We start from the raw sequence: 23,542 nt of genomic DNA, 5'->3' as shown, positions 1-23,542 counted from the left end.
TGCCGAACGGAAATTGGGGGCGATTGTAGATAGGTAACCTATCGTTGACTATGACTTATTGAGCAACAGTCCTTTACCAATTGTGTAACAATCGCGCCCGAAAAATCAGTTTCGCGACAGTTTGTCGCACCCCTTTCAATACCCCTGGAACGCCCGTTCTACAAGGGTTAGAACTTGATCAGGATCAAGTTTGGTGCGACAAACTTTGCAAATCTCATTGCACAACAGGCTTGCGTCAATACATGACTTTTGTCTAAGCCTGACGGCGGTTGCGGTAGATGCCCAGGGGTACCAGAACGGCGGTCAGTATAAAGGCTACCAGTGCCCATTGCGCCAGGGACAGGCCCATGACCGGCGGGTACGGCGTGGAGCAGAAGCCATCGACCTGGAACACCAGCGGCAGCACCGAAGCCAGCGGCAGGCCGTCGACGATCGGTTGCAAGGTGTCGATGCCACAACTGACCGCCGGATTGGCGAGGATGTACACGTGGTTGCCGGCAGCGGCGATGCCACCGATGGCGCTGAGCACCACCAGGCCTTCGAGCAGGGTCAGGCTGCGCTTGCCGGGCATGGCTGCGCCAATGAAGGCAAACACGGCGATCAGCAGCAACGCATAGCGCTGCAGGATGCACAGCGGGCATGGCGCCTCGCCGAGCACGATCTGCATGTACAGCGCACCGCCGATCAGCGCCAGGCAGATCACCCCCAGCAGTACCAGAAAGCGCCGTTCCCGATTCAGGCGCGATGTTTGCTCGTTCATTGCTGTTCCTTCGTAGACTGGATGGCTCGACTGCCGATGCGCAATTCTACACGCTGAAGCAGACCATAGAGAGCGGCAAAAGTGCCGTCCCAGGCCCTGGTGAAGAATGGGCAACAGCAGAATACTGATTTGCCACTATCTTAGTCCTGTGGATTACCCTATCATTAACACTGTACAAATAAACAGTATCGAATACATCGATTACCAAAGGCATGTGAGGTGATGAATGGCCGTCGAAGTGGTATACCGCAGCAGCCGCGACCTGGAGCGCTTGTTCATGGATAAAGCCGAAGCAGACCGTCACGACAAGATGCTGGAGCTGGCCGAGCTGCTGGCCGAGGTCCTGAAAAAAGCCGTGCCGTCGCTGAGCGAACAGCAGGTCGAGGATGCCGGTATCTATATGGCGAAAAACCGTGACGTGTTCGCCAAGGCCTTCAAGAGCCAGCCCGACGCCCTGTCCGAGCTGCTCGCCGAGGGCGCCGCCGAGTAGGCGCCGTTCAGTTGTAGATCAGCTGCTCGGCGAGCATCTGCGCCACTCGCGCCGGCGAACGTTTTTCCGCCTGGGCGTGGGCGAACACTTCGGTCAGGCGCGAGGGAATGCGCGCCAGGTGCGCGGTAATGGTGCCCAGGTCCTCGCCACGGTGCTTGAGCGCCACATAGATCAACCCGCCGGCATTGATCACGTAATCGGGCGCATACAAAATGCCGCGGCTTTCCAGCTGGTCGGCCACCTGCAGGGTGGTCAGCTGATTGTTCGCCGCCCCCGCCACCGCCGCACAGCGCAACTGCATCACGCTCTGGCCGGTGAGTATCGGCCCTACCCCGCACGGGGCAAAAATGTCGCAGGGCGTGCTGATCAACATCTCGTTGGCCACCGGCCGGGCATTGAACTGCTCGATCGCCAGTTGCACCCGGCCCGGGTCATGGTCGCTGACCAGCAACTCGGCACCGGCGGCATGCAGCTGCTCGGCCAGCGCGTAGCCGACATTGCCCAGCCCCTGCACGGCAATGCGCAAGCCTTCGAGGTTGTCACTGCCCAGGCGCGCCATCGAGGTGGCGCGAATGCCGGCGAACACGCCCATGGCCGCATGGGGTGACGGATCACCGGCAGCGGTGGTGCTGGTGACGTGTTGGGTGGTCTGGGCGATGCAGTCCATGTCCAGGGTCGAGGTGCCGCTGTCCACGGCCGTGATGAAGCGCCCCTGCAGGGTTTCGACGAAGCGCCCGAACGCCTCGAACAAGGCCGCACGGTTTTCCACATGGGGGTTGCGAATGATCACCGCCTTGCCGCCACCCAACGGCAACCCGGCCAGGGCGGCCTTGTAGCTCATACCCTGGGCCAGGCGAATGGCGTCGACCATGGCGCTGTCGTCGTCCGGGTAAGCCAGGTAGCGACAGCCTCCCATGGCCGGGCCCAGGTGTTCGCTATGAATGGCGACCACTGCTTTGAGGCCGGTCGGCGGGTCGATGCACAGGTGCAGCGACTGCGTGCGAGTGCTTTGCATGAGAGCGAACATCGGCAGGCTCCTCGATGAGGTGCTGATCCCAGTATAGGTCGCGCTTTGGCGCCCGATGACAACACTCGGACCACTGGACGAAAGGCCGCGCCAGCGCTACAACAGAAGCTTGAGCGGAGGTTGTCATGAACCCACGTAGTGCCTGTCTGGCTTGCCTTGAACGTGACCCGGTCGCCTTGCTGGAGGCGGCGCTGTGGATCGCTGCCGAGCACGATGACAGCGTGGTGCCTGCGCGCGTCATGGCCGAGGTTCAGGCCCTGCAGCAGGAAGTCAGCACCGGGCTGCCGATGCTGCCGCTCAGCGAACTGGCCCAGCCGTTGTTACGCCGCCTCAACGCCCTGGGCTTCCAGCAGGACGAATACCACCCGCTGCGGCCCCAGGCGGCGCTGCTCGACAAAGTCATGCAACGCCGCCGCGGCCAGCCCCTGGCCTTGGCCCTGCTGAGCCTGGAACTGGCCCGCGGCCTGTCGATCCCTCTTGAGGGAGTGAACTTCCCCGGGCACTTTCTCTTGCGCGTGCCCGGTGCCGACCATCTGCTCGACCCCTGTGGCGGCCGACGCCTGTACCCGGCCGATTGCCGCGAGCTGCTTGGCCGTCAGTTCGGCCCGCAACTGGCCTTGAGCGCCGACCACCTGCTGACCGCCAGCCCGCTGCAGATGCTCCAGCGCCTGTCACGCAACCTGCGCCAGCTGCACGCCAGCCACGACGATCATCTCGAAGCCCTGAAGGACGCTGAACGGGTGTTGCAGCTAGGCCCTGGCACTGCCGCCGACTACATGGCCCGCGCCACCCTGTATCAGCACCTGGAGTGCCCCCAGGCCGAACGTTTCGACCTGGAGCACGCCTTGCTGCTCAGCGACGATCCAATCCAGCGCTTGCGCCTGACGGAACGCCTGAGCCATCTGCCGCCGGCGTCGCAATCGGTGCACTGACATTCTGCTCCGGGCTGAGCCGCATGATTTATGGTGCGTCGGGCTGCCTCGACGGATGAGCCTGGGCAAACGCCGAATGCGCCTCGGCCAGGGCCGCGACCCGGCGAATGCGCGGGAAGCCACTGAGGTCGATGTTGAAGCGCTCGGCGGCGTACAACTGCGGAACAAGGTAGACATCGGCCAGCCCCGGCTCGTCGCCAAAGCAGAAGCCCTGGTCACCGATCAACTGCTCGACCGCGGCAAGGCCTTGGCTGATCCAGTGGCCGATCCACTGGTTGACCTGGGCGTCGTCATGACCCAGGCCGCGCAGCTGATTGAGCACGCTGACGTTGTGCAGGGGGTGGATGTCGCAGCCGATCAGCGCCGCCACGCCACGCACCTGGGCCCGGCGCAGCGGGTCCTGGGGCAACAGCGCGGGTTGTGGATAAACTTCTTCCAGGTACTCGATGATCGCCGGCGACTGCACCAGCAGCTCACCGGAGTCGATCTTCAGCGCCGGCACTCGCCCTTGCGGGTTGAGGGCCAGGAACTGTGCTTCGCGCTGTTCGCCCTTGAGCAGGTTGACCGGCACCTGCTGGACCTCCAGCTGCTTGAGCGCCAGGGCAATGCGCACCCGGTAGGATGAGGTCGAGCGGTAGTAACCAAAGAGTTCCATGGCCCTGCCCTCTCAGTGCGCCGGCAGGATCTTGCCGCGGCACTCGCCGAAGCCGATCGAGGCCACGCCGTCGCGTTTGCAACGGGCACGCAGGATGATTTCGTCGCCGTCCTCAAGGAACTTGCGCACCTCGCCCGAGGCCAGTTCGACCGGTTCCTTGCCGCCCTGGGTGATTTCCAGCAGGCTGCCGAACTGGCCAGGCTGGGCACCGGACAGGGTACCGGAGCCGAACAGGTCGCCCGGCTGCAACTGGCAACCGTTGACGCTGTGGTGGGCAACCATCTGCGCCACGGTCCAGTACATGCTCAGGGTGTTGCTCAGGGTCAGGCGATGGGCTGGCAGGTTCTGCTCGCGCATGCGCTCGGTCAGCAGCAGCACTTCCAGCTCGATATCAAAAGCGCCATTGGCCTGGTCGCGTTTGTCCAGCAGGTACGACAGCGGCTGCGGATCACCTTCCGGGCGCGCCGGCTGGGCGCAGCGGAACGGCTCCAGGGCTTCGGCAGTGACTACCCACGGCGAAACGGTGGAAATGAAGCTCTTGGACAGGAACGGCCCCAGCGGCTGGTATTCCCAGGCCTGGATATCACGCGCCGACCAGTCGTTGAGCAGGCAGAAACCGGCGATGTGCTCGGCGGCTTCGGCCACCGGAATCGAATCGCCCATGTCGTTGCCCTGGCCGATCCAGATACCCAGTTCCAGCTCGTAGTCCAGACGCGCGCACGGGCCGAAGCTTGGTTCGCTCTGGCCAGCGGGCAGGGTCTGGCCTTTTGGCCGGCGCACGTCGGTGCCCGAGGGGCGAATGGTCGAGGCGCGGCCGTGGTAACCGATCGGCACATATTTATAGTTGGGCAGCAGCGGGTTGTCGGGGCGGAACAGCTTGCCGACGTTCTTGGCGTGCTCGATGCCGACATAGAAGTCGGTGTAGTCGCCGATGCGCGCCGGCAGGTGCAGCTGGCACTCGCTGGCCGCATACAGCAGCGGCTTGAGCGCGGCCTGGTGCTCGCTGTGCTCGCCGAGCAGTTGCAGCAGGCGCTCGCGCAGGGCCACCCGGGCGCCACGACCAAGGGCGAAGAAAGCGTTCAGCGCACCACCACGGGTGGCCTCGACTGCGGCGCGGGCCTGGCCGTCGAACAGGCCGGCGGCCAGCACTGCTTCGAGGTCGAGGATGGCATCACCGATGGCCACGCCACAGCGCGGCGCCTGGTCCTTGCGGCTGAAGATGCCCAGCGGCAGGTTCTGCAGCGGGAAGTCGCCGTGGCCGTTGGCGTGTTCTACCCAACTGCGGGCAAGGGCGGACTGATTCATGGGTTATCTCCGATTCGGGGTAAAGGTGCTCGGCAACGAGGCCCAGCAACTATCGTAGTCGGCCTGCAATTGCGGGCATTCGAGCGCATGACGGCTCGGGCGCAGCACCTGGCTGGTCTCGAACATGAAGGCCATGGTGTTGTCGATCTTGTTCGGTGCCAGCTCTACGGCGATAGCCTTGCTGCAGGTCTCGGCATCCGGGCCGTGGGCGCTCATGCAGCTGTGCAGCGAGGCGCCGCCGGGCAGGAAGCCTTCGGCCTTGGCGTCGTACTCGCCCTTGATCAGGCCCATGAACTCGTTCATCAGGTTGCGATGGAACCACGGTGGACGGAAGGTGTTCTCGGCCACCATCCAGCGCGGCGGGAAGATCACGAAGTCGAGGTTGGCCATGCCCGGTACGCTGGTCGGCGAGGTCAGCACGGTGAAGATCGAAGGGTCCGGGTGGTCGAAGCTGACCGTGCCGATGGTGTTGAAGCGGCGCAGGTCATATTTGTACGGCACGTTGTTGCCGTGCCAGGCGACTACGTCCAGGGGCGAATGATTGAGCTGGCAGCCCCACAGTTCACCGAGGAACTTCTGCACCAGCTGCACCGGGGCGTCGGTTTCTTCGTAATGGGCCACAGGCGCGAGGAAATCGCGCGGGTTGGCCAGGCCATTGCTGCCAATCGGCCCCAGGTCCGGGATGCGCAGCGGCGCACCGTGGTTCTCGGCCAGATAACCACGGGCCTTGCCGTCGAGCAGTTCGACGCGAAACTTCAGGCCACGGGGCAACACGGCGATCTCCAGCGGCTCGACTTCCAGCACGCCCAGCTCGGTGACGATGCGCAGGCGACCTTGCTCAGGCACCAGCAGCAGTTCGCCATCAGCGTTGAAGAACACCCGCTCCATGGAGCGATTGGCGCAGTAGGTATAGATGCTGATGCCGGCCGGTTTCTCGCCTGCCGAGTTGGCCGCCATGGCCACCCAGCCGTCGATGAAGTCGGTTGCCTCGCTCGGCATCGGTTGCGGGCTCCAGCGCAGGCGGTTGGGCGTCACCGGGCCCAGCGGGCCACCGGCCAGTTGACGCTGCAGGCGCTCGAAGCGCGGGTGCAGGGCCGAAGGGCGAATGCGGTACAGCCAGGTGCGGCGCTGTTCGTTGCGGGCCATGGTGAAGGCAGTGCCGGAAAACAGTTCGGCATACAGGCCATACGGGGCTTTTTGCGGCGAGTTCTGCCCGACCGGCAGCGCGCCAGGCAAGGCTTCGCTGGCGAATTCGTTGCCGAAACCGCTCTGGTAGCCAAGGACGGGGGTGTTATCGAGGTTCATCGAGCCTCCGGGCCCAGTGCAGGCCGGTCAATGGCAGTTGGCTGCGGGCCTTGAAGGAATGGCAGCGCTTCTGCGTTATTTTTATCGTAATTACATTACGCATAACGTAATTTGATTGGTGAAGACCGTCAAGCTATAAAGACGCCCATCAAACTCCCCGGATCGACTCCCCCATGGCCAAAGCCAGCTCCCCCGCCGACAGCTCCGGCAAACAGAAGGTCCGCTCGGCCGAGGTCGGCACCGACATCCTCAAGGCTCTGGCCCAGTTATCGCCGTCCACCTCGCTGTCGCGCCTGGCCGAGCACGTCGACATGCCGGCGAGCAAGGTCCACCGCTACCTGCAGGCCTTGATCGCCAGCGGCTTTGCCGAGCAAAACCCGGCCACCAACCATTACGGCCTCGGTCGCGAAGCCCTGCGCGTGGGCCTGGCCGCGCTTGGCGGGATGGATGTATTGAAAGAGGCGGCGCTGCCGCTGTCGCAACTGCGCGACGAGCTCAACGAAAGCTGCTTCATCGCCGTGTGGGGCAACCAGGGCGCCACCGTGGTCAACATCGAGCCGGCGGTGCGGGCGGTTACCGTGGTCACCCAGATCGGTTCGGTGCTGCCCTTGCTGACGTCCTCCACTGGCCTGGTGTTCGGCGCTTACCTGCCAGAACGTGAAACCATCGAGTTGCGCGAGCAAGAGCTGGCCGCATCAGGTCACAGTGCCGACGAATACCAGGCATTGTTTGCGACCATCCGCCAACGCGGCCTGCATCATGTGCATGGCCTGCTGATGCCCGGAGTCGATGCGCTTTCCGCTCCTGTGTTCAACGCCGTGGGCAAGATTGCCGCAGTGCTGACCGTGGTCGGCCCGACCTCGATTTTCCACGCGGATGAACAGGGCCCCGCTGCGCAACAACTGCTGGCCACCGCCAGGACCATCAGTTGGCGCATGGGGTATGAGGCCTGAGCCCATCTCGTCAGGCAGGAACCGTTCGCTCCAGGTGTTTGAGGAACAAGGTGAGTTCATCGTCCAACGCCTCACCGACGCTGGAGACTGTTTCCGAACCCGCCTTGCCAAAGTCGGCGACCAGCTTTTTCAGCAGCTCGGTGGTCGGCGAGCCGGGGCCCTTGGACAGCTTCGATAACGCTCTGGCGAAGCGCCCTGCCACGCCGGAAATCGACACGACCCCCACAGCCGTGACAACAAACCACTTCAAGGCTGAAGCCCGATCGCCATCCTCGTAGGCCAGCGCACCTTGCACGAACGAGCGCAAGGTCAGCACCACGTTCAGCGCCAGGGTGGCCGGTGGAAAGGGAATCGAAAGAATCGCCGCAACGCCGATGGCGACCTCGAAGAGGATGCCCCAGATTCGTTCGGCCACACTGGTGGTGTCGGCGTCCACATCGGCAATGATCCGCTCGACCATCACGTCGAATTCATGGGCAAGATCGGTCACGCGCTTACAGTCGCTGATCGCCTCGAGGACCATTGCCTGACCATCAGCTGCTCGTTCAACACTGTCGATCAGGCTGCCGATGGCCGGCTGATCATCGATGCTCACGCGCAGGTAGAAATAGTCCTGCAGCGCTTCCCATTGAAGCGCCAATGCTTGCGGCGTACGGAAGATCAGGTCATCTGGCGCATCGGGGGTGTAGACAAGATCTTCGACGACACTTTGCGATACGTTCCTGAACAGGTACACACCCTCTACCCTGCGGCCCCTCAGGGCCAGCTGGAACAGACCGTTCTTGCCAGAGGTCCGCTCACCGCCAACGACCGCAGGCTCCAGATCAACCAGCTTGTCGACAGCAATGCCCAGCCACCCGCTCTGCTCGGACGTCAGGCGCCCCGCCATGCTTTCACTCAGCCAGGCGCGGTGGACCTGCAAACGCAGCAGCTCGCGGTGAAGCAGGCGACGGCGCTTGTACTGTGGCTCAACGGGGTCGAGCAGGCGCCGGCGAATCATCTGGATGTAGCGCTCACCCAGCCTGGCAGATCGAATGTAGCCATCGACAGAGGCACGATCGAGTCGCGACAGGTCCTGGCCGATGGTGGAGGTGATTCTGGCAAAGTCGGCGAAGTTGAAACTGCTGTCGTAACCTTCAATGACCGTGCGGGTGAGCGTCTTTATGCCACCGTCCTCAAGCTCCACCAGTACGGTATCAGGGTCTATATCAGACGCAGGTAGAAGCTTCTTGATCCAGTCCTGCACCTGGCGATGGGCGTATTTGGCAAAGGGCTCGATAGTGTTGAGCTGTTGGTAGGCGTCCTGGATCGCACCCAGTTGAGCATCAACATGGCTCAGTTGCTGGCGTTGAACTCGGGATGCATCGATGAACCACTGAGGCGTGGCCAATTGCTGTTGGTCAAGTAACGCCGAGACCTTCCTGAAAGCAACTTGCGACAACACCCTCGGCCAACTCGCATCGGGCCAGCGCTCCAGTGCCACTGTTTGTCGGGACCAGGTGCCCGGCAATTTTTGCGTCTGCTTGAGAAACCGACTGAAGCTCATCCTGGCGTTGACCGGCACTTGGCCAAGCAGATAGGTTTGCCCCTGGTCGGTCAGAGCCCAACGGGCAATTTCCAGGCTGAGCTGCCCCACATTGCTGAACACCCGCAGATCCGCTTCCGGCGCGCCAGGGGCATAGAGCAGGAAACGATGATTGTCCTGCGAGCCAAAACTCAGGTAGAGCATATCCTTGAACGCCAACTGCAAGGGCTCAAGGATCACCGCCCCCGCGTCGATCCCAAGCGCAGCCAGAGCGCCGGTATGGTTGCGAGCAGCTTCCAGAGCGTCGCAAGCCTCCCGGTCGAACCCTTGGTAGCGCGCGGCCAGGGCGCTCAAGGCCAACCGTGCATTGACCACGTCGCTCATCAGTTGAGGGCCAGAGCCGTCGAGGTAGGAAGATTGCAGCGCTTGCCGGTAACTCAATCGAACGCCAAGTTCATCGATCATGCGCTGAAGGAAATCCGGCGTCAGGTGCGCGGCCAGCTTTGCATCGATGATTTGCGCTTGAAACTCGCTGCCGGGGTAACCACCGGACAACACCCACTGCACCAGCGACATCTCGCGCTCACCCTGTATCGTTTCACCCTCGACGTCCAGTGCATGCCTGACTCGAACGCGCAGTTGCCCGGCATCTCTCTCGACACCCAAGGCCTGCAACAGGTAAGCGGCGATCTGCGCAGCGGCATAGTCCTCAACGCTGGCCCTACCTTGCAGGTGTTCATCGACCCGTTGCTGGCACAAAGCAACAGCTCGTTCGCGCAACTCGAAGGCGGTACGTTGTTCACCCTCAAGAACACGTAACCATTCAGGCAATTGTGCGTGGCGGTGCTGCCTGAGCCTGATTGCAAGGCGTGGTTGCAGCAGATCGTGGGCAGGAACCCCGCGCAGGGCTTGGCGGACATCGTCTACCTGTTGTCGAAACGGACTATCGCTCAGCGATACCAGGCTCAATAGCGGCGTGTGGCCTTGCGCAAGTAGCTGTTTTATTCCGTGCGGCAACGGCTGCACCAAGGGATCCTTGGCAGCCGGTGCGCACAGGCGCAGCATCATTCTGTCGATGAATCGCCGCGCATCCCCCTGCTCTTGCAACCCCTCCTGCAGGCTGTAAAACCAGAGCTTGCTGGATGATGACGGGTCGAACGACTCGCTGATGACAAACGCCAACGGCAACATCGCCGTCTCTCCCTGGATATCGAGGGTCAGAATGCGAACGTGCTCATCGGGATCGAAAATCTGCTCCTCCAGCGCTGCCATTTCCGGCTGCTGCCAGGGATGGCGCAAAGCAAAGTAACGCAGATCGAAAAAAAACAATTTCGTCAGGTGCACAAACAAGCTCAGCGGCTTTGCACCCGGCTTGCGTGCCCTCTCCCAGAAACTGATCAGCGCTGCATCCTGCAGCGTTGCCACCGACTCAAGCTGGCGCTGGATTTCAAAAGTGCTGCTGGTCATTTCCAGCAGCAGTGTCTCCAGAGTACTGTCGTCGTAGCTCAACGCGAGTGTGTCAAGCGAACGGGTCGATTCCATATGCTGATGTCCGTTGGTGGTTGATAGTCATAACGCGACTAATTGACTTGCCCACCTTCAGGGAAATTTCAGCGAAACCCGTCCCGGTTGCTATCTCTGGAAAGTGCCCAGGCTCCCGTTTTTTCAAACCCAATGAATTGCCCTACAGCTAACTAAAGCAACAGCCCATTTCCATATAAGAATAAAAGGACAGTGTGCACAGTTGCTTACACTCGCTTACTGACTTTCGTGAAACAGCGGGTTACTGTCTTGGGGGCTGACTGTTACCTGAGTTGTAACAGTGAATGTCAGAAATACCTATTTTTCCGATTCTGACAGGCGCCTATTCTGGTTACACCAAGACGGTGCTGACGCCAAATGAAAGCGTCAGCATATTCCATCAACCGGCGTGCACACCCCGCCTGATGGCGTCTTCTCCAGGTTCACCGACGTTGATTTTGAAGCTCCTTGATCTGCGTCTTACTTGGCCGCTGCACTGCAGCGGCCTTTTTTATGCCTGCAACTCAGTCGTCGTCGGCGTCATCAAAGTGGAATCGGTGCAACAATCGGTGAGCGATGGGCGCCAGGATCAGGCCGATGCTGGCGACGAACACCAGGCCGACATACAGGCCGTAACCTGCGAAAAACAGCTTGCCACCAATAGACTCGGGGAGGATCACCGGCCCTACCCCGCCCAGCAGCAAGGTGGCGTTGAACACGGCATCGTGCCAGGGCACTTGCGGCTCGAAGTACAGATGGCCAACCACGCCAAACAGGATCGAGCCGATCAGCAACAGGCAGGCCGCGATCCCGTGCCACATCAGGCGATAGCCAAACTGTCGGGTAGAGATGACAGCGTCCGTTCTGGATTCGTACATCCTCTGTGCTCCTGCAACCAAGGTGGCCGTCCAGCATAGGCAACTTCAGCCGGCGACCACAACCTTGGGCCAGGTTCAGCCCTGTGGATACTTCTGCAGGTTGGCCATCATCTGTTGCAGGGCTTCGAGGCTGTCCTTGGGATGTACGGCGTTGTCAAAGCTGCCGATCTTCTGCCAGTTGGCGGCGATGTCTTCAGGCGAAAAGCCCTCGCGCGGGTCGAAGCCAACACCCAGGCTACGCTCCCAGCGCACCTTGCCGACCCAGCCACCGCCAACTTCATACAAGCCGCCGCTGTCTTGGCAGGCGTCACTGCCCAGGTACACCACCAGCGGGCTAACCAGCTCCGGCTTGAGTTGTTCGAACACCTGTGGCGGAATCAGCCCTTCGGTCATGCGCGTGCCACCCGTGGGGGCGATGGCGTTGACCAGGACGCCGTGCTTACGCCCTTCGATAGCGAGGGTGCGGGTCAGGCCATACAGGCCGAGCTTGGCCGCGCCATAGTTGGCCTGGCCGAAGTTGCCATAGATGCCCGAGGTCGAGGCGGTGAAGATCACCCGCCCCCAGTTCTGCTCACGCAAGTGCGGCCAGGCGGCGCGGGTGACTTTGTAGGCCCCTTCGAGGTGTACCTGGTAGACCTGCTCCCAGTCGCTGTCGTCCATTTTGTGGAAGGTCTTGTCGCGCAGGATGCCGGCATTGTTGATGACGATATCGACGCGGCCGAAGCTGTCCAGGGCCTGTTCGACAATGCGCTGGCCATCGGTGACCGAGTCATGGTTGGCCACGGCCATGCCGCCCGCTTCACAAATCTGCGCCACCACCCGGTCGGCAGCCGAGGCGCTGGCGCCTTCACCGTGGGTCGAGCCGCCCAGGTCGTTGACCACCACTCGCGCGCCATGGCGGGCAAACAGCAGGGCATGGGCGCGCCCCAGGCCACCGCCAGCGCCGGTGACAATCACCACTTTATCGTCCAAGCGAATCGTCATGCTCAGTTCTCCAGCAGAACAAGGGAGGGATGCCCGAGTGTCGACCAGCCGCGGCTGGCACACAATCAAGCGGGCAGGCGCTGAATGGCAGGCGATAAGGCCAGGCGATGATTGCGCACGCCGGGCCGCTCAGGACCAGGCGACTTTCTGCGGCACACTCACCAAGGGTTGTTCACGAAACGCCAGGTAATGGCGCAGCACCTGTACCGGTGCTTCGGTATGGGGGTAATGACCGATGCCCTGGAGCATCACCGTATCGGCATTGGGCACCAGCTCCTGATAACGCTCGACCATATGCGCGCCGGACACCGGATCGACCGCGCCGTTGATCAGCCGCAGCGGCACCCCTTCGGCCTGCATCGCGCCAACCCAGCGCTCGCGGTGGGCGACCCGCTCGGGCAGGTAGGCAATGAGCTTGTGCAGGATACGCGTGCCACGGTTGGAAGCAATCAGGCTCCAGTAATCGTCCAGCGCACTCTCGCTGGGATGGGTGCAGGGGCCGTAGATCTGGGTAACGTGGCGCACCAGGTCATCGCGCCCGAACGAGCGCCCGACCAGCCAGCCCAGGCGGCTGAGCAGCAGTTTCTGGATCATCAGCGGCCGATGACGCTCGGGGAACAGGCCGCCATTGAGGAACACGCAACTGGCGATCTGCACCCGGCCCTCATGGTGGCGGGCGAGCAACTCCTGGGCGACGCTGCCGCCATAGTCATGGCCGAGCACATGCACCGGCTGCTCGACCTGCAGGTGCGCCAGCAGCGCCTGTTGCAGGTCGGCCTGTTCCAGCAGGCTGTAGTCATGATGCAGCGGTTTGGCCGAATCGCCAAAGCCAAGCATGTCACAGGCAATCACCCGGAAACGCTGGGCCAACGGCGCCCACAGGTAGTGCCAGTCCCAACTGGCGGTGGGAAAGCCATGAATGAGCAGTAGCGGTTCGCCCTGCCCTGCGCTCCAGTAACGAATGGTCTGGCCACGGAACGCGAAATTCAGGCCCCGGGTCCGCCAGACGCACAATGGAATCTCGGCCAAAGGCATCACAGTGGTCCCGGTAAGTGACAGGTAGTCGTGTTGGGCAAGGCATCGGCTGCGATCATTGCAATCACCTCGGCACATACGTGTGCTCTATTGATCGTCAGTCTAGTCAGGCAGGCCCTGGCCGAGAGTTGCGTTGGCAGCCAGCTTATTGACCTTGGGAGTCAGGGCGCAAAATAGCGAGGTGAATCACAGCAGCAAGGTCAGCAACGGCGCGGCAAACAGATTGAGCAGGCCGGTGAGAACCATCACCAGGCCGGCCACCGAACCCTCTTCACCGCCCACTTCATGTGCGCGGCTGACACCCGCCCCATGGGCGCCGACGCCGAACAGCGCGCCACGGGCCAACGGCGTGCGCAGCGGCAGGTACTTGAGCAGCACGCCACCAAACATCGCCCCGAGCACTCCGGTGAACATCACGAACACCGCGGTCAGCTCCGGCACGCCGCCCAGGTCCTTGGCCAGCGGCATGGCAAAGGGCGTGGTGATCGAGCGCGGCACCAGCGACAGGCTCACCGAGCTGTCCAGTGCCAACAGCTGCGCCAGGCCCCAGGAACTGCCAATCGAGGCCGCACTGCCGACCAGCATGCCGAGGGTCAGGGCCGGCCAGTGGCGGGCGAGCAAGGCGCGCTGTTGCCAGATCGGTACGGCAAAGGCCACCGTGACCGGGCCCAGCACCGACATCAGCCAGTGAGTGTTGCGCGCGTACTCGGCATAGGCGGTGTGCAGCGGCACGGCGATCGCCAGCAGCACGGCCGGCACCAGGATCAACGGTGACAGCAGGTAGCGCCCGGTGCGCCGGTACAACCAGCGGCTGCCAAGATAGGCCAGCAGGGTCAGGGCCAGCCAGAACAGCGGCATCGGCTCAAGCGTCATGGCGCAACCTCCAGCGGCAGATCCACTCCACCGTCACCGCCGTCACCACCATCACCAGCAGGGTACTCACGCCAATCACCAGCAAAATCCGCCAACCCTCATCGCGCAGCAGGCTGCCGTAATCAAGCAGGCTCATCAGCGCCGGAATAAAGAACAGCAGCATCTCGGCCATCAACAACCCGGCACCGAGCTGCAACATGGCCGGCTTGAGCACACCCAAAGCAAACAGCAGCAGCAACAGCGCAAGGCCCATGACCCCGCCGGGAATCGGCCAGGCCAACCAGGCGGCCAGCAGGCCACCGACCTTATAAAGAGCAAGCAACACCGCAAGCTCGGCGAGCAGGCGGACAAATCGGTTTAACACAGGGGGTTTCATCGCGGGGGTCCTCTCAGGCCCGTATTTTAAAAGCCTGCTCCCCACGCCAAAAGCGAATTGTTAGACTGCCAGCTATTCCAGATTGGAATTCAGGCTATGGAATTCAAACAGCTACGCAGTTTTCTTGAAGTGGTGCACCGTGGCGGCTTTACCCAGGCCGGGCAAACCCTGCACATCAGCCAGTCGGCGGTGAGCAAGCAGGTTGCGCAACTGGAGCAGGACCTGGGCGTGCCGCTGCTGGAGCGCCAGGGCTCGCAGTTGCACCTGACCGCTGCCGGCAAGATCGTGCTTGAACGCGGCGAGGCCATGCTGCGCCTGCGCCAGGAACTGCTCAGCGAGCTCGATGACCTGAGCCAACTGGCCCGCGGCGAACTGAGGCTGGGCTTGCCACTGCTGGGCAGTGATGCGCTGTTCGCACGGTTGTTCGCCGAATACCGGCGGCGCTACCCGAACATCAGCATTCAACTGTTCGAAGGCGGCAGTCGCAGCGTCGAGCAGGCCGTACTGAGCGGTGAACTGGAACTGGGCGGCAGCCTCACCCCCAGCGACCCGGCCTTTGCCTACCAACCATTTTGCAACGAGCCCCTCGATGCCCTGCTGCCCACCGAGCACCCTTTAGCCGCTGCCGGCCAGGTCAGCCTGGTGCAACTGGCCGACACGCCGTTCCTGCTTTATCAGCGCAGCTTCGTGCTCAATGACCGATTGCTCGGCGCTTGCCAGCAGTTGGGCTTCACCCCCAGGGAGGGTGGCCGTAGCGGCCAGGCCGACTTTCTCGCCGCGCTGGTGGCGGCAGGCCAGGGGGTGGTGCTGTTGCCCAGTGTGGTGGCCCGCGGCCTGGAACGACCGGGGGTAGTGCGCCTGGCCCTGAGCGCGCCGACCGACCTGCGCTGGGACATCGCCTTCATCTGGCGCCAGGGCGCCTACCTGTCGCGCGCCGCCCAGGCCTGGCTGCAGCTGCTGCGCGAGCAGCCACAGGCGCAATGATCAGCCGCGCAGCTTTTCAGCCAGCTCGGCAAGCCACGGCTCGGCGTCGGTTTCCGGGGTAACGGTTTCGCTGGCATCCAGGCGCAGCATCGGCTGAACCTCTACCAGGCCCATCTCGGCAAACAGCTCGCGCAGTTGCTCGCCGCCACCGCAGAAGGTATCGCCATAGCTGGAATCGCCCAGGCCGATCACCGCGCCCTTGAGGCCGCGCCACTCGGCCGGCAGCACATCGCGAATGGCACTGAACAGCGGCATGAGGTTGTCCGGCAGCTCGCCCATGCCGGTGGTCGAGGTCACGGCCAGGAATGCCTGCGGGGCAAAGCCCTGGATGTCCTGCAGGGTAGCCCGGTGGGCGTGCCAAGCCTCGAAACCCGCTTGTTTGAGCAACTTCTCGGCATGCCGAGCGACTTCTTCGGCGGTGCCATAGACCGAACCGGAAAGGATCACGACTTTCATAGAGGTTTCCGAAACTGAGTAAAAACGTAGGATACTAGCATCAGGCACTGGCAAAAGGCCTTAATCTGCCGCTGTACAGCGACGGCCAATCCACTAGAATCAGCCAGCATGCCCGATCTACAGCCCTTGCGGACCTAACAAGATGATCAATGCCACACTGCTGCAGCGCATGATTGACGCCTCTAACGACGGGATCGTGGTGGCCGAACAGGAAGGCGACGACGACACCATCCTGATCTACGTCAACCCGGCCTTCGAGCGCCTGACCGGCTATGACGCCAACGACATCCTCTACCGCGACTGCCGCTTCCTGCAGAACGACGATCGCGACCAGGGCGCCCGGGCATTGATTCGCCAGGCGATCAAGGATGGCCTGCCAAGCCGGGAAATCCTGCGCAACTACCGCAAGGACGGCAGCGCGTTCTGGAATGAACTGTCGATTACCCCGGTGCTCAATGAGGCTGACAAGCGCAAGTATTTCATCGGCATCCAGAAGGATGTCAGCCGCCAGGTCGAAGCCGAACAGCGGGTAGTCGAGCTTGAGCGCCAACTGGCCGACGCCCGCGCGCGCATCGCGGCGCTGGAAGCCGACCAACGGTCTTAACAAACACGCCGTTTGGTTGTCCATGACGGTGAAGAAACGCATTCACGATTGTAACTTCGAGTTCGACCATGCAAGCAGATGCCCTTCTGACCCAGGATGAGCTGGACTTCATCCGCTCCATGCAGCACGCGGCCCAGCCCATCCCGGCTGAACCGGCGTCGCGCCTGATGGTCAATGGCGGCAGCGCAATCAAAAACCTGCTGACCCGACTGATCGCCGACGAGCAGGTAACCCTGCAGGCCCAGTTCAACAACCAGCAGATGACCTTTCCGCTGCAGTTGGTTGAAGACGAGTTCCATGCCCTGCACCTGCAACTGGGTGCACCGAACATCTATGAAGAAGGCGCCGTGGTTCGCCCCTGGCGCCTGACCCTGGAGCAACCGGTGGCACTGGAAGACGAGCTGGGCCTGAGTACCGGCTTGTGGGTGCGGGAAATCTCGTTCAAGGGTGTGTTGCTGGAAGTGCGCGAGCTGCCCGAACCACCAAAACACTTCGACCTCTGGTTCAGCCCCGACGGCGATGCCCCGATTGCCTTGCACGGCACCCTGCAGCGGCGCACCGGCGAACGCCTGGCCGCCTATAACCTGGGCCAGAGCTTGCCGGCTGAAATCGAGCGGTTACGCGAATACATTCTCCAGGCACACCGGCGCGCCCATCCGGAGCTGCACCCTCAAGAATCCAGGTGACCGGCCAGGTACTGCTGCAGCCGCCGGCGCATCAAGCGTCCTTCGCTGCCCAAACACGCGACTTGCGAGCCGATCAGGCTGTCCTGGGCCAGGTCCGCCGCCTCTCCCGCCAGCAACAACGGACACTCCAGTGCCAGCGCCAAGCGCGCCAGGCGCTTGGGTAAATCACTGGCCGGCGGATGATTGGAAAACAGCACCAGGGCATGCGGGGTCATGCGCTCGCAGACCAGGCCAAGCTCTTCCAGCGGCTGACCGAGGCCGAGCACGCTGATGGCGATTTCGCTGGTGCCGAGCAACAGCGCCGCCACCAGCAACTCAAGTTCGCGGCACTGGCCGGGGATCGCCGCCAGCAGCACGCGCACTTCCTGCTGCTCACGCGCCAGCTGCAAACGTTGCAACACCCGCCCGCGCAGGAAGCTGTCGAGAAACAGCCATTCACTGGCCTGGCCGAAAGCTTCGTGGGTACTGCGCAGCTCCTGCCAGACCGGCATAACGATGTCCTGGAACACCACCAGCTGTGGATAACTGCTGAACACCTGGCCGTACACCCGCTCAAGGCGGCGCTCGTCGAATGCCCTCACGGCCTGGCGCAGCTGGGTTTGCCATTGGTTGAAATCGGCCTGGGATTCGTCGCTACGCAGTGGCTGGCTTTCGCTCTTCAGATTCTGGCTTTTGGCCAAAATGCGCCCGACCTTGCTGACGGCAACCCCGCGCTCGATCCAGCCGAGGATGCTACGTACCTCGTCGATGTCCGCTTGCGAGTACAAACGGTGCCCACTTTCGGTGCGCGTGGGCTGAATCAGCCCATAACGGCGCTCCCAGGCACGCAGGGTGACCGGATTGATACCGGTCAGGCGGGATACTTCGCGGATCGGGAACAGTTCTTCGTGGTCAAACTCACGGGAATTCAATGAAGGCTGGTCTGGTTCGATCATTGCCGGGAAACCGCGGGTTTATGGGCCAATTGTCATTCTACTCCGCCAATCACCAGCACCACCATTGGCATTTCTAACAGGTGGGCGAGTACCAGCACTGACGAGTCAGCTTATTTAAGGAATAATCCGCGCCCGATTCTTGCATCGATTCTTGCACAGAAGCGAATACCGCCCAGCACCCCGGGCGGCGTTCAAGGGGCAGGCCTACCCGCCACGCCCAGTTGCTAGGAGATATACCATGTCTACCCCACCCGTAACCCTGATGGTTACCCGCCGCGTCGCCGATGGTCGCTACCAGGACCTGATGGCCTGGCTGCACGAAGGCGAACAGCTGGCCACCGACTTTCCCGGCTACCTGGGCTCGGGCGTGCTCGCGCCGCCGCCGCAAGGCGACGAATTCCAGATTATCTTCCGCTTTGCCAACGAGCAGACCATGCATGCCTGGGAGCATTCGGCCTCGCGCAAGGCCTGGCTGGCCCGTGGCAATGGCCTGTTCGCCGAGCCATCGGAACAGCGGGTCAGCGGCCTGGAAGGCTGGTTCGGCAATAACCCGGTGCAGCGCCCGCCGCGCTGGAAGCAGGCGGTGGCAATCTGGCTGGCGTTCTTTCCGGTGTCACTGCTGTTCAACCTGATCTTCGGCCACTGGCTGGGCGCGCTGGAGCTGGTGCCGCGCATCCTTCTCAGTACCCTGGGGCTGACGCCGTTGATGGTGTATTTCTTTATTCCTTTGTCGACCCGCCTGCTGGCCAACTGGCTGAACGCCAGCCCCGCCCGCCCGGGGCCGCAGGGCGCGCGCAATCCCGCTTAGTTCGGGTATGCTGGGGGTTATCCAAGCGAACCAGTAAAAGTTGACCGCCCCCACCATGAACAGCCCAATTCTTGTCACCGGAGCCAGCCAGCGAGTCGGGCTGGCGCTGGCCCTGAACCTGGCGCAGGCCGGCCATACCGTGGTCAGCGCCAGCCGCAGCAAAAGCCCCGAGGCCGCGCACCCGAACATCATCCAGTTCCAGGCCGACCTGTGCCAGGAAGCCGACCGCCTGGCCCTGATCGAGCACCTGCAAAGCAATTACGACGGCTTGCGGGCGATCGTGCACAACGCCTCGTTGTGGCTCGACGATGACCTGGCCAACCTCAACACCATGTTCAAGCTGCACGTCGAGGCGCCCTATCACCTGAACCTGGCCCTCGGCGCGCAACTGGCCAAAGTCGACAAAGCCGACATCATCCATATCTGCGACGAGACCTCCTCGCGCGGCAGCGGCAGCCATATCGGCTATGCCGCCACCAAGGCCGCGCTGCAGAACATGGTGCTGTCGTTCGCGGCCAAGTACGCGCCGAGCATTCGCGTCAACGCGATCCTCCCGGGCTTGCTGATCCTCAAGGAAAACAGCGACGAGGCCTACCGCCAGCAGACCCTGAGAAAGGCCCTGCTGGAATTCGAGCCCGGCGCCCAGCCGCTGATCGATGCCGTGCGTTTTCTGCTCGACAGCCAGTACAGCACCGGCAGCAACCTGGTCATCAACGGTGGCCGCCACCTGAAAAACCGCATCGCGGTAGACTGACCTACCGCTGTCACGAGAACGTCCATGAACGATCAACAGAAACTCGAACTTGAAGCCGCCGCCTTCCGCCGCCTGGTTGCCCACCTGGACAGCCGCAAGGACGTGCAGAACATCGACCTGATGAACCTCGCCGGCTTCTGCCGCAACTGCCTGTCCAAATGGTACAAGGCCGCCGCCGACGAAAAGCAGATCGAGCTGAGCATGGATGAGGCCCGCGAAGTGGTCTACGGCATGCCTTACGCCGAATGGAAATCCCTTTACCAGCAAGAAGCCAGCGCCGAACAACAAGCGGCGTTCGCCAAAGGAAAACCCAATGACTGACCTGAGTACCCTGCGCGCCAGCCTGAAATCCGGCGAACATGCCTTCGCCGACACCCTGGCCTTCATCGCCGCCAACTACAGCTACCAGCCACAAGCCTTCAACAACGGCGGCGTCGACAACGCAGCCGGGCAAAACGAAGGTTCGTGCAAGACCCTGGGCCTGGCCCTGCTTGAGGGCCTGAGCGATGGCGAAGCCCTGCTGGCGTTTGGCGAGCACTACCGCTCGGTGCTGGCCACCCCGCAAGGCAGCGACCACAGCAACATTCGCGCGTTGATCGAGCATGGCCTGGCGGGCGTCAAGTTCGCCGCCCAGCCGCTCAAGCGCCTGGGCTGATCAAGCGCCCTGGCGTGCCTTCGGCCAGTTGCCCGTGCTGCAACCAGTGCAGGGCAATTGGCCACAGCCGTTCCTGGAAGCGGCTGTGGAAAAAGGCGAAATGACCGATCCGGCTTTCATCGATATCCCCCGGGGCGATGCGCAGATGGCTGCGCTCACTGGCCTCGAAGTACGCCAGTAAGCGCTCGATCGCCGCCACCGTGCCAAACGGGTCGTCACTCAGGCTGATGGCCAGGGTTTGCGCCCTGACCCGGGCGAAGGGCAATTCACCCAGCGCCCGGCCACTGGGGCGCTGCTCATACGCCGCCGTGCGCGTACTCCAGTCGCGAACCACCCCGGCCGGGGTGTCTTCCAGCCAGCCCAGGCGCTTGCCGGGAAAGTAACCGAACACGCGGGTCAGCAACGGCATCAGCACGTGCCATTTGCCGAACAGTTGCCAGCGGCTGTCGGCGGCATAGTCGCGCCAGTAGGCAAACTGCGCGCCCACTGTGACCAGCCGGCGCAATTGCCCCGCCGAAGGCGCCAGCCCCGCCGCGCAACCGCCAAAACTGTGGCCGACCACATCGATGGGCTGGCCGCGGAACTCGCGCTGGGCACGTTGCAGGATGGCTTCGAAATCCAGCACGCCCCAGTCGCTCCAGGACGCCTGGAAATGGCGCATGGACGCCGGGCGCGACTCGCCGATGCCACGATAGTCATAGGTGATGACATCCAGGCCATGGCCGAACAGGTACTGGGCAAAACGGGCGTAGTAGCTGCAGCGCACTGACGTGGCGGCATTGATGATCACCAGCGGGCGCGTGGCGTCCGGCACCTGCTGGCGCCAACAGAAACCGCCGAGGGCATAGCCATCGGCGGTGATCTCACGAAAGGCCTCGCCGCAGTTGCTGGCAACGGGCAAAGCCGGGAATGCTTCGAGACTGCTCATCGACCTCTGTCATGCCGAAGCCGCTACCCGCGGTGCAGGGACCTTGCGCAAACCGCTCAGTCGCGAGCCATCGTAGCGGGTTTCACGGAACAGGCGCCAGCGTCCGAACAGGCCATACACGTGCATCACCCGCCCCTGCTCGTGATAGCCCATGCGCAGATGCAGCTTGAGCGCCGGAATGTTGTGGGTTTCGCAGACGTCCACCACCTTGTGGCAGCCCTTTTCCCGCATGGCTTCCCACAAATTGACCTGGGCATCCACCGACAGCCGGGTGCCAAAGAAGGCACGGGTCATCTCGCCGCCGAACTCAAAGAACTCGCCGGGCTTCACCGGGAAGGTACAGCCGTAGTAATGACGGTCGTGATAGTCGCGCATGCTGGCAAAAATAAACGCCACGGCGTCGCCCTGCTCGTCCAGGTACATGTGCCCGGTGTGACCTTCGGCGGCCAGTTCGCGCATGGTCTGCACGCGGTCGCCAAAATAGCGGGCGAAGGCATCGGCGTTGTCCGTGGTGATTTGCACCAGGCGCACCGCAGGATGCTCACGCAGATTGTGCGGCGGTACCGGGCTGATCAGGTCGCGCTCCATCCACAGCAACTCCCAATGGAAGAAGATGTAGCGCTCACACAGGGTTTTGAGGACCTTTTGCAGACCCTTTTGCCTGATCCGCTCTTTTAGTTTTTGCAGTCCACTCATGGTGCCTCCTGTCGAAACCTTGACGGTTTAAAGGGCATTTGAATGAGTGGTATAGATCAGTGCCGAGGAGGGGGTAGCAAAAGGCCACTGACATACTTGTTTCAAATTGTGTTTCGAGTTTGAAACTGTTGCCGCACCTGAGGAAAAACAGGTGCGACAACAAAGAGTTAGCAACGCCTAATTACAGCTCGACGCAGTCGAACCGTACGTCGGTAGCCACATCGGCGTCGTAGTCAACATCCTGACGCTCGAAACCGAACAGGTTGAGGAACTGCTTCTTGTAACCGGCGTAATCGGTCATTTCGAACAGGTTCTCGGTGGTCACCTGCGGCCACAGGGCCTTGCAGGCATCCTGTACATCGTCACGCAGTTCCCAGTCGTCCAGGCGCAGGCGGCCTTTCTCGTCCAGCTGCGGCGCAGCACCGTCCGCACGGTACATACGGTCACGGAACATGCGATCCAGTTGATCCTGGGTCCCTTCGTGAACGCCCTTTTCCTGCATGATCTTGAAGACCATCGACAGGTACAGCGGCATTACCGGAATGGCCGAGCTGGCCTGGGTAACCACCGACTTGAGCACCGCCACGTTGGCGCTGCCACCGACCTTTTTGCTCAGGCGCAGGGCAGTTTCGTCCAGGTCCTGCTTGGCCTTGCCCAGGGCACCGTGCCAGTAGATCGGCCAGGTGATCTCGGTGCCGATGTAGCTGAAGGCCACGGTGCGCGCTTGCGGCGCCAGAACACCGGCGGCGTTCAGGGCGTCGATCCACAGCTCCCAGTCCTGGCCGCCCATGACGGTGACGGTGTCGGCAATTTCCTGTTCGGTAGCCGGCTCGATGGACGCCTCGATGATGGTGTCCTTGTTGGTGTCGATGGCGGTCGACTTGTACGGCTGGCCGATTGGTTTGAGCGCCGAGCGAACCAGCTCGCCGGCGCGCTCACCGGCCGAGGCAGGCAGTTTGCGCACTGGCGAGGCCAGCGAGTAGATCACCAGGTCGACCTGGCCGCCCATTTCGTTCTTGATCAGCTCGATGACCTTGGCCCGCGCTTCGTCAGAGAAGGCATCGCCATTGATCGACTTGCTGTACAGGCCTTCGGCCTTGGCGAACTTGTCGAAGGCGGCAGCGTTGTACCAGCCCGCGGTGCCGGCCTTGGTTTCAGTGCCCGGTTTTTCGAAGAACACGCCCAGGGTGTCGGCCTTGAAACCGAACGCTGCGGTGATGCGCGCTGCCAGGCCGTAGCCGCTGGATGCACCGATCACCAGTACTTTTTTCGGACCATCCTCGCGCACGCCCAGCTTGCGGGTGGCTTCGATCTGATCACGTACGTTCAGCTCGCAACCGGTCGGGTGCGTAGTGGTGCAGATAAAACCGCGGACTTTGGGATGGATGATGGCCAATGTCTGTACCTCGTCAGTGAA

26 protein-coding genes are annotated in these 23,542 nt (G+C 62.4%); 10 read left to right on the top strand and 16 right to left on the bottom strand.

Annotated features, from left to right (window positions below; all coding sequences use genetic code 11):
- Positions 1 to 253 precede the first annotated feature (253 nt).
- Positions 254 to 760 carry a disulfide bond formation protein B gene (locus LOY54_RS04185; protein WP_045196130.1) on the bottom strand — a complete coding sequence of 169 codons (507 nt, stop codon included), beginning with the start codon at positions 758 to 760 and terminating at the stop codon, positions 254 to 256.
- Between the two features lie 226 nt (positions 761 to 986).
- On the opposite strand from LOY54_RS04185, the gene LOY54_RS04180 reads away from it, so the two are divergent.
- Positions 987 to 1,250: a YebG family protein gene (locus tag LOY54_RS04180; protein WP_045196128.1), complete on the top strand. Its 264-nt coding sequence runs from the start codon at positions 987 to 989 to the stop codon at positions 1,248 to 1,250.
- 7 nt (positions 1,251 to 1,257) lie between these two features.
- On the opposite strand, the gene LOY54_RS04175 is transcribed toward LOY54_RS04180, so the two are convergent.
- The gene (locus tag LOY54_RS04175) at positions 1,258 to 2,277 is read right to left on the bottom strand and encodes a Glu/Leu/Phe/Val dehydrogenase dimerization domain-containing protein (RefSeq protein ID WP_258609410.1); all 1,020 of its coding nucleotides are present in this window, start codon (positions 2,275 to 2,277) and stop codon (positions 1,258 to 1,260) included.
- A gap of 125 nt (positions 2,278 to 2,402) precedes the next feature.
- Between LOY54_RS04175 and LOY54_RS04170 the strand changes: the two genes are divergently transcribed.
- Positions 2,403 to 3,209, top strand: coding sequence for a SirB1 family protein (locus LOY54_RS04170; RefSeq protein ID WP_045196124.1), 807 nt, complete (start codon positions 2,403 to 2,405; stop codon positions 3,207 to 3,209).
- Positions 3,210 to 3,237: 28 nt separating this feature from the next.
- Here LOY54_RS04170 and maiA read toward each other — a convergent pair whose 3' ends face one another.
- From maiA to hmgA, 3 genes are read right to left on the bottom strand one after another with little or no spacing between them, the layout of a single operon-like run.
- The gene (gene maiA, locus LOY54_RS04165) at positions 3,238 to 3,864 is read right to left on the bottom strand and encodes a maleylacetoacetate isomerase (protein ID WP_093388023.1); all 627 of its coding nucleotides are present in this window, start codon (positions 3,862 to 3,864) and stop codon (positions 3,238 to 3,240) included.
- Between the two features lie 12 nt (positions 3,865 to 3,876).
- Positions 3,877 to 5,169, bottom strand: coding sequence for a fumarylacetoacetase (fahA, locus tag LOY54_RS04160; protein WP_213602401.1), 1,293 nt, complete (start codon positions 5,167 to 5,169; stop codon positions 3,877 to 3,879).
- A gap of 3 nt (positions 5,170 to 5,172) precedes the next feature.
- Complete coding sequence (hmgA, locus tag LOY54_RS04155) at positions 5,173 to 6,474, bottom strand: homogentisate 1,2-dioxygenase (RefSeq protein ID WP_045196118.1); 1,302 nt, start codon at positions 6,472 to 6,474, stop codon at positions 5,173 to 5,175.
- Positions 6,475 to 6,647: 173 nt separating this feature from the next.
- Here hmgA and LOY54_RS04150 point away from each other — a divergent pair, with 173 nt between their 5' ends.
- Complete coding sequence (locus tag LOY54_RS04150; RefSeq protein ID WP_045196116.1) at positions 6,648 to 7,427, top strand: IclR family transcriptional regulator; 780 nt, start codon at positions 6,648 to 6,650, stop codon at positions 7,425 to 7,427.
- A 10-nt stretch (positions 7,428 to 7,437) separates the two neighbouring features.
- On the opposite strand, the gene LOY54_RS04145 is transcribed toward LOY54_RS04150, so the two are convergent.
- The 6 genes from LOY54_RS04145 to LOY54_RS04120 all read right to left on the bottom strand — a co-directional run bounded on the left by LOY54_RS04145 (position 7,438) and on the right by LOY54_RS04120 (position 14,619).
- A complete protein-coding gene (locus tag LOY54_RS04145; protein WP_258609408.1) occupies positions 7,438 to 10,494 on the bottom strand; it encodes a hypothetical protein in 3,057 nt (1,018 codons plus the stop codon).
- A 503-nt stretch (positions 10,495 to 10,997) separates the two neighbouring features.
- Complete coding sequence (locus tag LOY54_RS04140) at positions 10,998 to 11,351, bottom strand: hypothetical protein (protein ID WP_045196112.1); 354 nt, start codon at positions 11,349 to 11,351, stop codon at positions 10,998 to 11,000.
- A gap of 75 nt (positions 11,352 to 11,426) precedes the next feature.
- On the bottom strand, positions 11,427 to 12,335 hold the full coding sequence (locus tag LOY54_RS04135) for an SDR family oxidoreductase (protein ID WP_408980555.1): 909 nt from the start codon (positions 12,333 to 12,335) through the stop codon (positions 11,427 to 11,429).
- Positions 12,336 to 12,464: 129 nt separating this feature from the next.
- Complete coding sequence (locus LOY54_RS04130; protein WP_258609406.1) at positions 12,465 to 13,370, bottom strand: alpha/beta fold hydrolase; 906 nt, start codon at positions 13,368 to 13,370, stop codon at positions 12,465 to 12,467.
- Positions 13,371 to 13,556: 186 nt separating this feature from the next.
- Positions 13,557 to 14,243, bottom strand: a complete 687-nt coding sequence (locus LOY54_RS04125; RefSeq protein ID WP_093388009.1) for an LrgB family protein — start codon at positions 14,241 to 14,243, stop codon at positions 13,557 to 13,559.
- Positions 14,233 to 14,619: a CidA/LrgA family protein gene (locus LOY54_RS04120; protein WP_258609404.1), complete on the bottom strand. Its 387-nt coding sequence runs from the start codon at positions 14,617 to 14,619 to the stop codon at positions 14,233 to 14,235. Before LOY54_RS04120 ends, LOY54_RS04125 begins: the two co-directional genes overlap by 11 nt.
- 96 nt (positions 14,620 to 14,715) lie before the next feature.
- Here LOY54_RS04120 and LOY54_RS04115 point away from each other — a divergent pair, with 96 nt between their 5' ends.
- Complete coding sequence (locus LOY54_RS04115; protein ID WP_258609402.1) at positions 14,716 to 15,603, top strand: LysR family transcriptional regulator; 888 nt, start codon at positions 14,716 to 14,718, stop codon at positions 15,601 to 15,603.
- On the opposite strand, the gene LOY54_RS04110 is transcribed toward LOY54_RS04115, so the two are convergent.
- Entirely contained in the window at positions 15,604 to 16,059 is a 456-nt protein-coding gene (locus LOY54_RS04110) for a flavodoxin (RefSeq protein WP_258609400.1), read from the bottom strand. It lies immediately after the preceding gene.
- A gap of 142 nt (positions 16,060 to 16,201) precedes the next feature.
- On the opposite strand from LOY54_RS04110, the gene LOY54_RS04105 reads away from it, so the two are divergent.
- Positions 16,202 to 16,663 carry a PAS domain-containing protein gene (locus tag LOY54_RS04105; protein ID WP_258609398.1) on the top strand — a complete coding sequence of 154 codons (462 nt, stop codon included), beginning with the start codon at positions 16,202 to 16,204 and terminating at the stop codon, positions 16,661 to 16,663.
- Positions 16,664 to 16,731: 68 nt separating this feature from the next.
- Positions 16,732 to 17,349, top strand: a complete 618-nt coding sequence (locus LOY54_RS04100; protein ID WP_093387998.1) for a hypothetical protein — start codon at positions 16,732 to 16,734, stop codon at positions 17,347 to 17,349.
- Here LOY54_RS04100 and LOY54_RS04095 read toward each other — a convergent pair.
- Entirely contained in the window at positions 17,334 to 18,284 is a 951-nt protein-coding gene (locus LOY54_RS04095; protein ID WP_258609396.1) for a MerR family transcriptional regulator, read from the bottom strand. The genes LOY54_RS04100 and LOY54_RS04095 overlap by 16 nt on opposite strands.
- A 238-nt stretch (positions 18,285 to 18,522) precedes the next feature.
- Between LOY54_RS04095 and LOY54_RS04090 the strand changes: the two genes are divergently transcribed.
- Genes LOY54_RS04090 through LOY54_RS04075 form a run of 4 tightly spaced genes read left to right on the top strand, consistent with a single transcriptional unit; the run spans position 18,523 to position 20,501 of the window.
- The gene (locus tag LOY54_RS04090; RefSeq protein WP_045196096.1) at positions 18,523 to 19,092 is read left to right on the top strand and encodes an antibiotic biosynthesis monooxygenase; all 570 of its coding nucleotides are present in this window, start codon (positions 18,523 to 18,525) and stop codon (positions 19,090 to 19,092) included.
- A 55-nt stretch (positions 19,093 to 19,147) separates the two neighbouring features.
- Positions 19,148 to 19,846: a dihydromonapterin reductase gene (folM, locus tag LOY54_RS04085; RefSeq protein ID WP_093387995.1), complete on the top strand. Its 699-nt coding sequence runs from the start codon at positions 19,148 to 19,150 to the stop codon at positions 19,844 to 19,846.
- Between the two features lie 24 nt (positions 19,847 to 19,870).
- Positions 19,871 to 20,167, top strand: a complete 297-nt coding sequence (locus LOY54_RS04080; protein WP_045196092.1) for a DUF1244 domain-containing protein — start codon at positions 19,871 to 19,873, stop codon at positions 20,165 to 20,167.
- Positions 20,160 to 20,501 carry a HopJ type III effector protein gene (locus LOY54_RS04075; RefSeq protein WP_258609394.1) on the top strand — a complete coding sequence of 114 codons (342 nt, stop codon included), beginning with the start codon at positions 20,160 to 20,162 and terminating at the stop codon, positions 20,499 to 20,501. Before LOY54_RS04080 ends, LOY54_RS04075 begins: the two co-directional genes overlap by 8 nt.
- Here the strand turns inward: LOY54_RS04075 and LOY54_RS04070 are convergent.
- The 3 genes from LOY54_RS04070 to fabV all read right to left on the bottom strand — a co-directional run bounded on the left by LOY54_RS04070 (position 20,485) and on the right by fabV (position 23,521).
- The gene (locus LOY54_RS04070; protein WP_258609385.1) at positions 20,485 to 21,429 is read right to left on the bottom strand and encodes an alpha/beta fold hydrolase; all 945 of its coding nucleotides are present in this window, start codon (positions 21,427 to 21,429) and stop codon (positions 20,485 to 20,487) included. The two genes, LOY54_RS04075 and LOY54_RS04070, sit on opposite strands and share 17 nt — an antisense overlap.
- 9 nt (positions 21,430 to 21,438) lie before the next feature.
- A complete protein-coding gene (locus tag LOY54_RS04065; RefSeq protein ID WP_045196087.1) occupies positions 21,439 to 22,125 on the bottom strand; it encodes a GNAT family N-acetyltransferase in 687 nt (228 codons plus the stop codon).
- A 181-nt stretch (positions 22,126 to 22,306) separates the two neighbouring features.
- On the bottom strand, positions 22,307 to 23,521 hold the full coding sequence (gene fabV, locus LOY54_RS04060) for an enoyl-ACP reductase FabV (protein WP_123564434.1): 1,215 nt from the start codon (positions 23,519 to 23,521) through the stop codon (positions 22,307 to 22,309).
- Positions 23,522 to 23,542 lie beyond the last annotated feature (21 nt).

Origin of the sequence: Pseudomonas sp. B21-032, from assembly GCF_024748965.1 — a bacterium.
Taxonomy (GTDB): Bacteria; Pseudomonadota; Gammaproteobacteria; order Pseudomonadales; family Pseudomonadaceae; genus Aquipseudomonas.
Note: the sequence above shows the minus strand (reverse complement) of the source record. Positions and strands in the feature narration are given on the sequence as shown.

Coding starts and splice junctions, on each gene's coding strand:
- LOY54_RS04150 (WP_045196116.1), top strand. CDS start 6,648: ATGGCCAAAGCCAGCTCCCCCGCCGACAGCTCCGGCAAACAGAAGGTC.
- LOY54_RS04170 (WP_045196124.1), top strand. CDS start 2,403: ATGAACCCACGTAGTGCCTGTCTGGCTTGCCTTGAACGTGACCCGGTC.
- LOY54_RS04180 (WP_045196128.1), top strand. CDS start 987: ATGGCCGTCGAAGTGGTATACCGCAGCAGCCGCGACCTGGAGCGCTTG.
- LOY54_RS04075 (WP_258609394.1), top strand. CDS start 20,160: ATGACTGACCTGAGTACCCTGCGCGCCAGCCTGAAATCCGGCGAACAT.
- LOY54_RS04100 (WP_093387998.1), top strand. CDS start 16,732: ATGCAAGCAGATGCCCTTCTGACCCAGGATGAGCTGGACTTCATCCGC.
- LOY54_RS04120 (WP_258609404.1), bottom strand. CDS start 14,619: ATGAAACCCCCTGTGTTAAACCGATTTGTCCGCCTGCTCGCCGAGCTT.
- LOY54_RS04110 (WP_258609400.1), bottom strand. CDS start 16,059: ATGAAAGTCGTGATCCTTTCCGGTTCGGTCTATGGCACCGCCGAAGAA.
- LOY54_RS04115 (WP_258609402.1), top strand. CDS start 14,716: ATGGAATTCAAACAGCTACGCAGTTTTCTTGAAGTGGTGCACCGTGGC.
- LOY54_RS04105 (WP_258609398.1), top strand. CDS start 16,202: ATGATCAATGCCACACTGCTGCAGCGCATGATTGACGCCTCTAACGAC.
- LOY54_RS04065 (WP_045196087.1), bottom strand. CDS start 22,125: ATGAGTGGACTGCAAAAACTAAAAGAGCGGATCAGGCAAAAGGGTCTG.
- fahA (WP_213602401.1), bottom strand. CDS start 5,169: ATGAATCAGTCCGCCCTTGCCCGCAGTTGGGTAGAACACGCCAACGGC.
- LOY54_RS04130 (WP_258609406.1), bottom strand. CDS start 13,370: ATGCCTTTGGCCGAGATTCCATTGTGCGTCTGGCGGACCCGGGGCCTG.
- LOY54_RS04135 (WP_408980555.1), bottom strand. CDS start 12,335: ATGACGATTCGCTTGGACGATAAAGTGGTGATTGTCACCGGCGCTGGC.
- LOY54_RS04140 (WP_045196112.1), bottom strand. CDS start 11,351: ATGTACGAATCCAGAACGGACGCTGTCATCTCTACCCGACAGTTTGGC.
- folM (WP_093387995.1), top strand. CDS start 19,148: ATGAACAGCCCAATTCTTGTCACCGGAGCCAGCCAGCGAGTCGGGCTG.
- maiA (WP_093388023.1), bottom strand. CDS start 3,864: ATGGAACTCTTTGGTTACTACCGCTCGACCTCATCCTACCGGGTGCGC.
- LOY54_RS04125 (WP_093388009.1), bottom strand. CDS start 14,243: ATGACGCTTGAGCCGATGCCGCTGTTCTGGCTGGCCCTGACCCTGCTG.
- LOY54_RS04095 (WP_258609396.1), bottom strand. CDS start 18,284: ATGATCGAACCAGACCAGCCTTCATTGAATTCCCGTGAGTTTGACCAC.
- LOY54_RS04175 (WP_258609410.1), bottom strand. CDS start 2,277: ATGTTCGCTCTCATGCAAAGCACTCGCACGCAGTCGCTGCACCTGTGC.
- LOY54_RS04080 (WP_045196092.1), top strand. CDS start 19,871: ATGAACGATCAACAGAAACTCGAACTTGAAGCCGCCGCCTTCCGCCGC.
- LOY54_RS04185 (WP_045196130.1), bottom strand. CDS start 760: ATGAACGAGCAAACATCGCGCCTGAATCGGGAACGGCGCTTTCTGGTA.
- hmgA (WP_045196118.1), bottom strand. CDS start 6,474: ATGAACCTCGATAACACCCCCGTCCTTGGCTACCAGAGCGGTTTCGGC.
- LOY54_RS04145 (WP_258609408.1), bottom strand. CDS start 10,494: ATGGAATCGACCCGTTCGCTTGACACACTCGCGTTGAGCTACGACGAC.
- LOY54_RS04090 (WP_045196096.1), top strand. CDS start 18,523: ATGTCTACCCCACCCGTAACCCTGATGGTTACCCGCCGCGTCGCCGAT.
- LOY54_RS04070 (WP_258609385.1), bottom strand. CDS start 21,429: ATGAGCAGTCTCGAAGCATTCCCGGCTTTGCCCGTTGCCAGCAACTGC.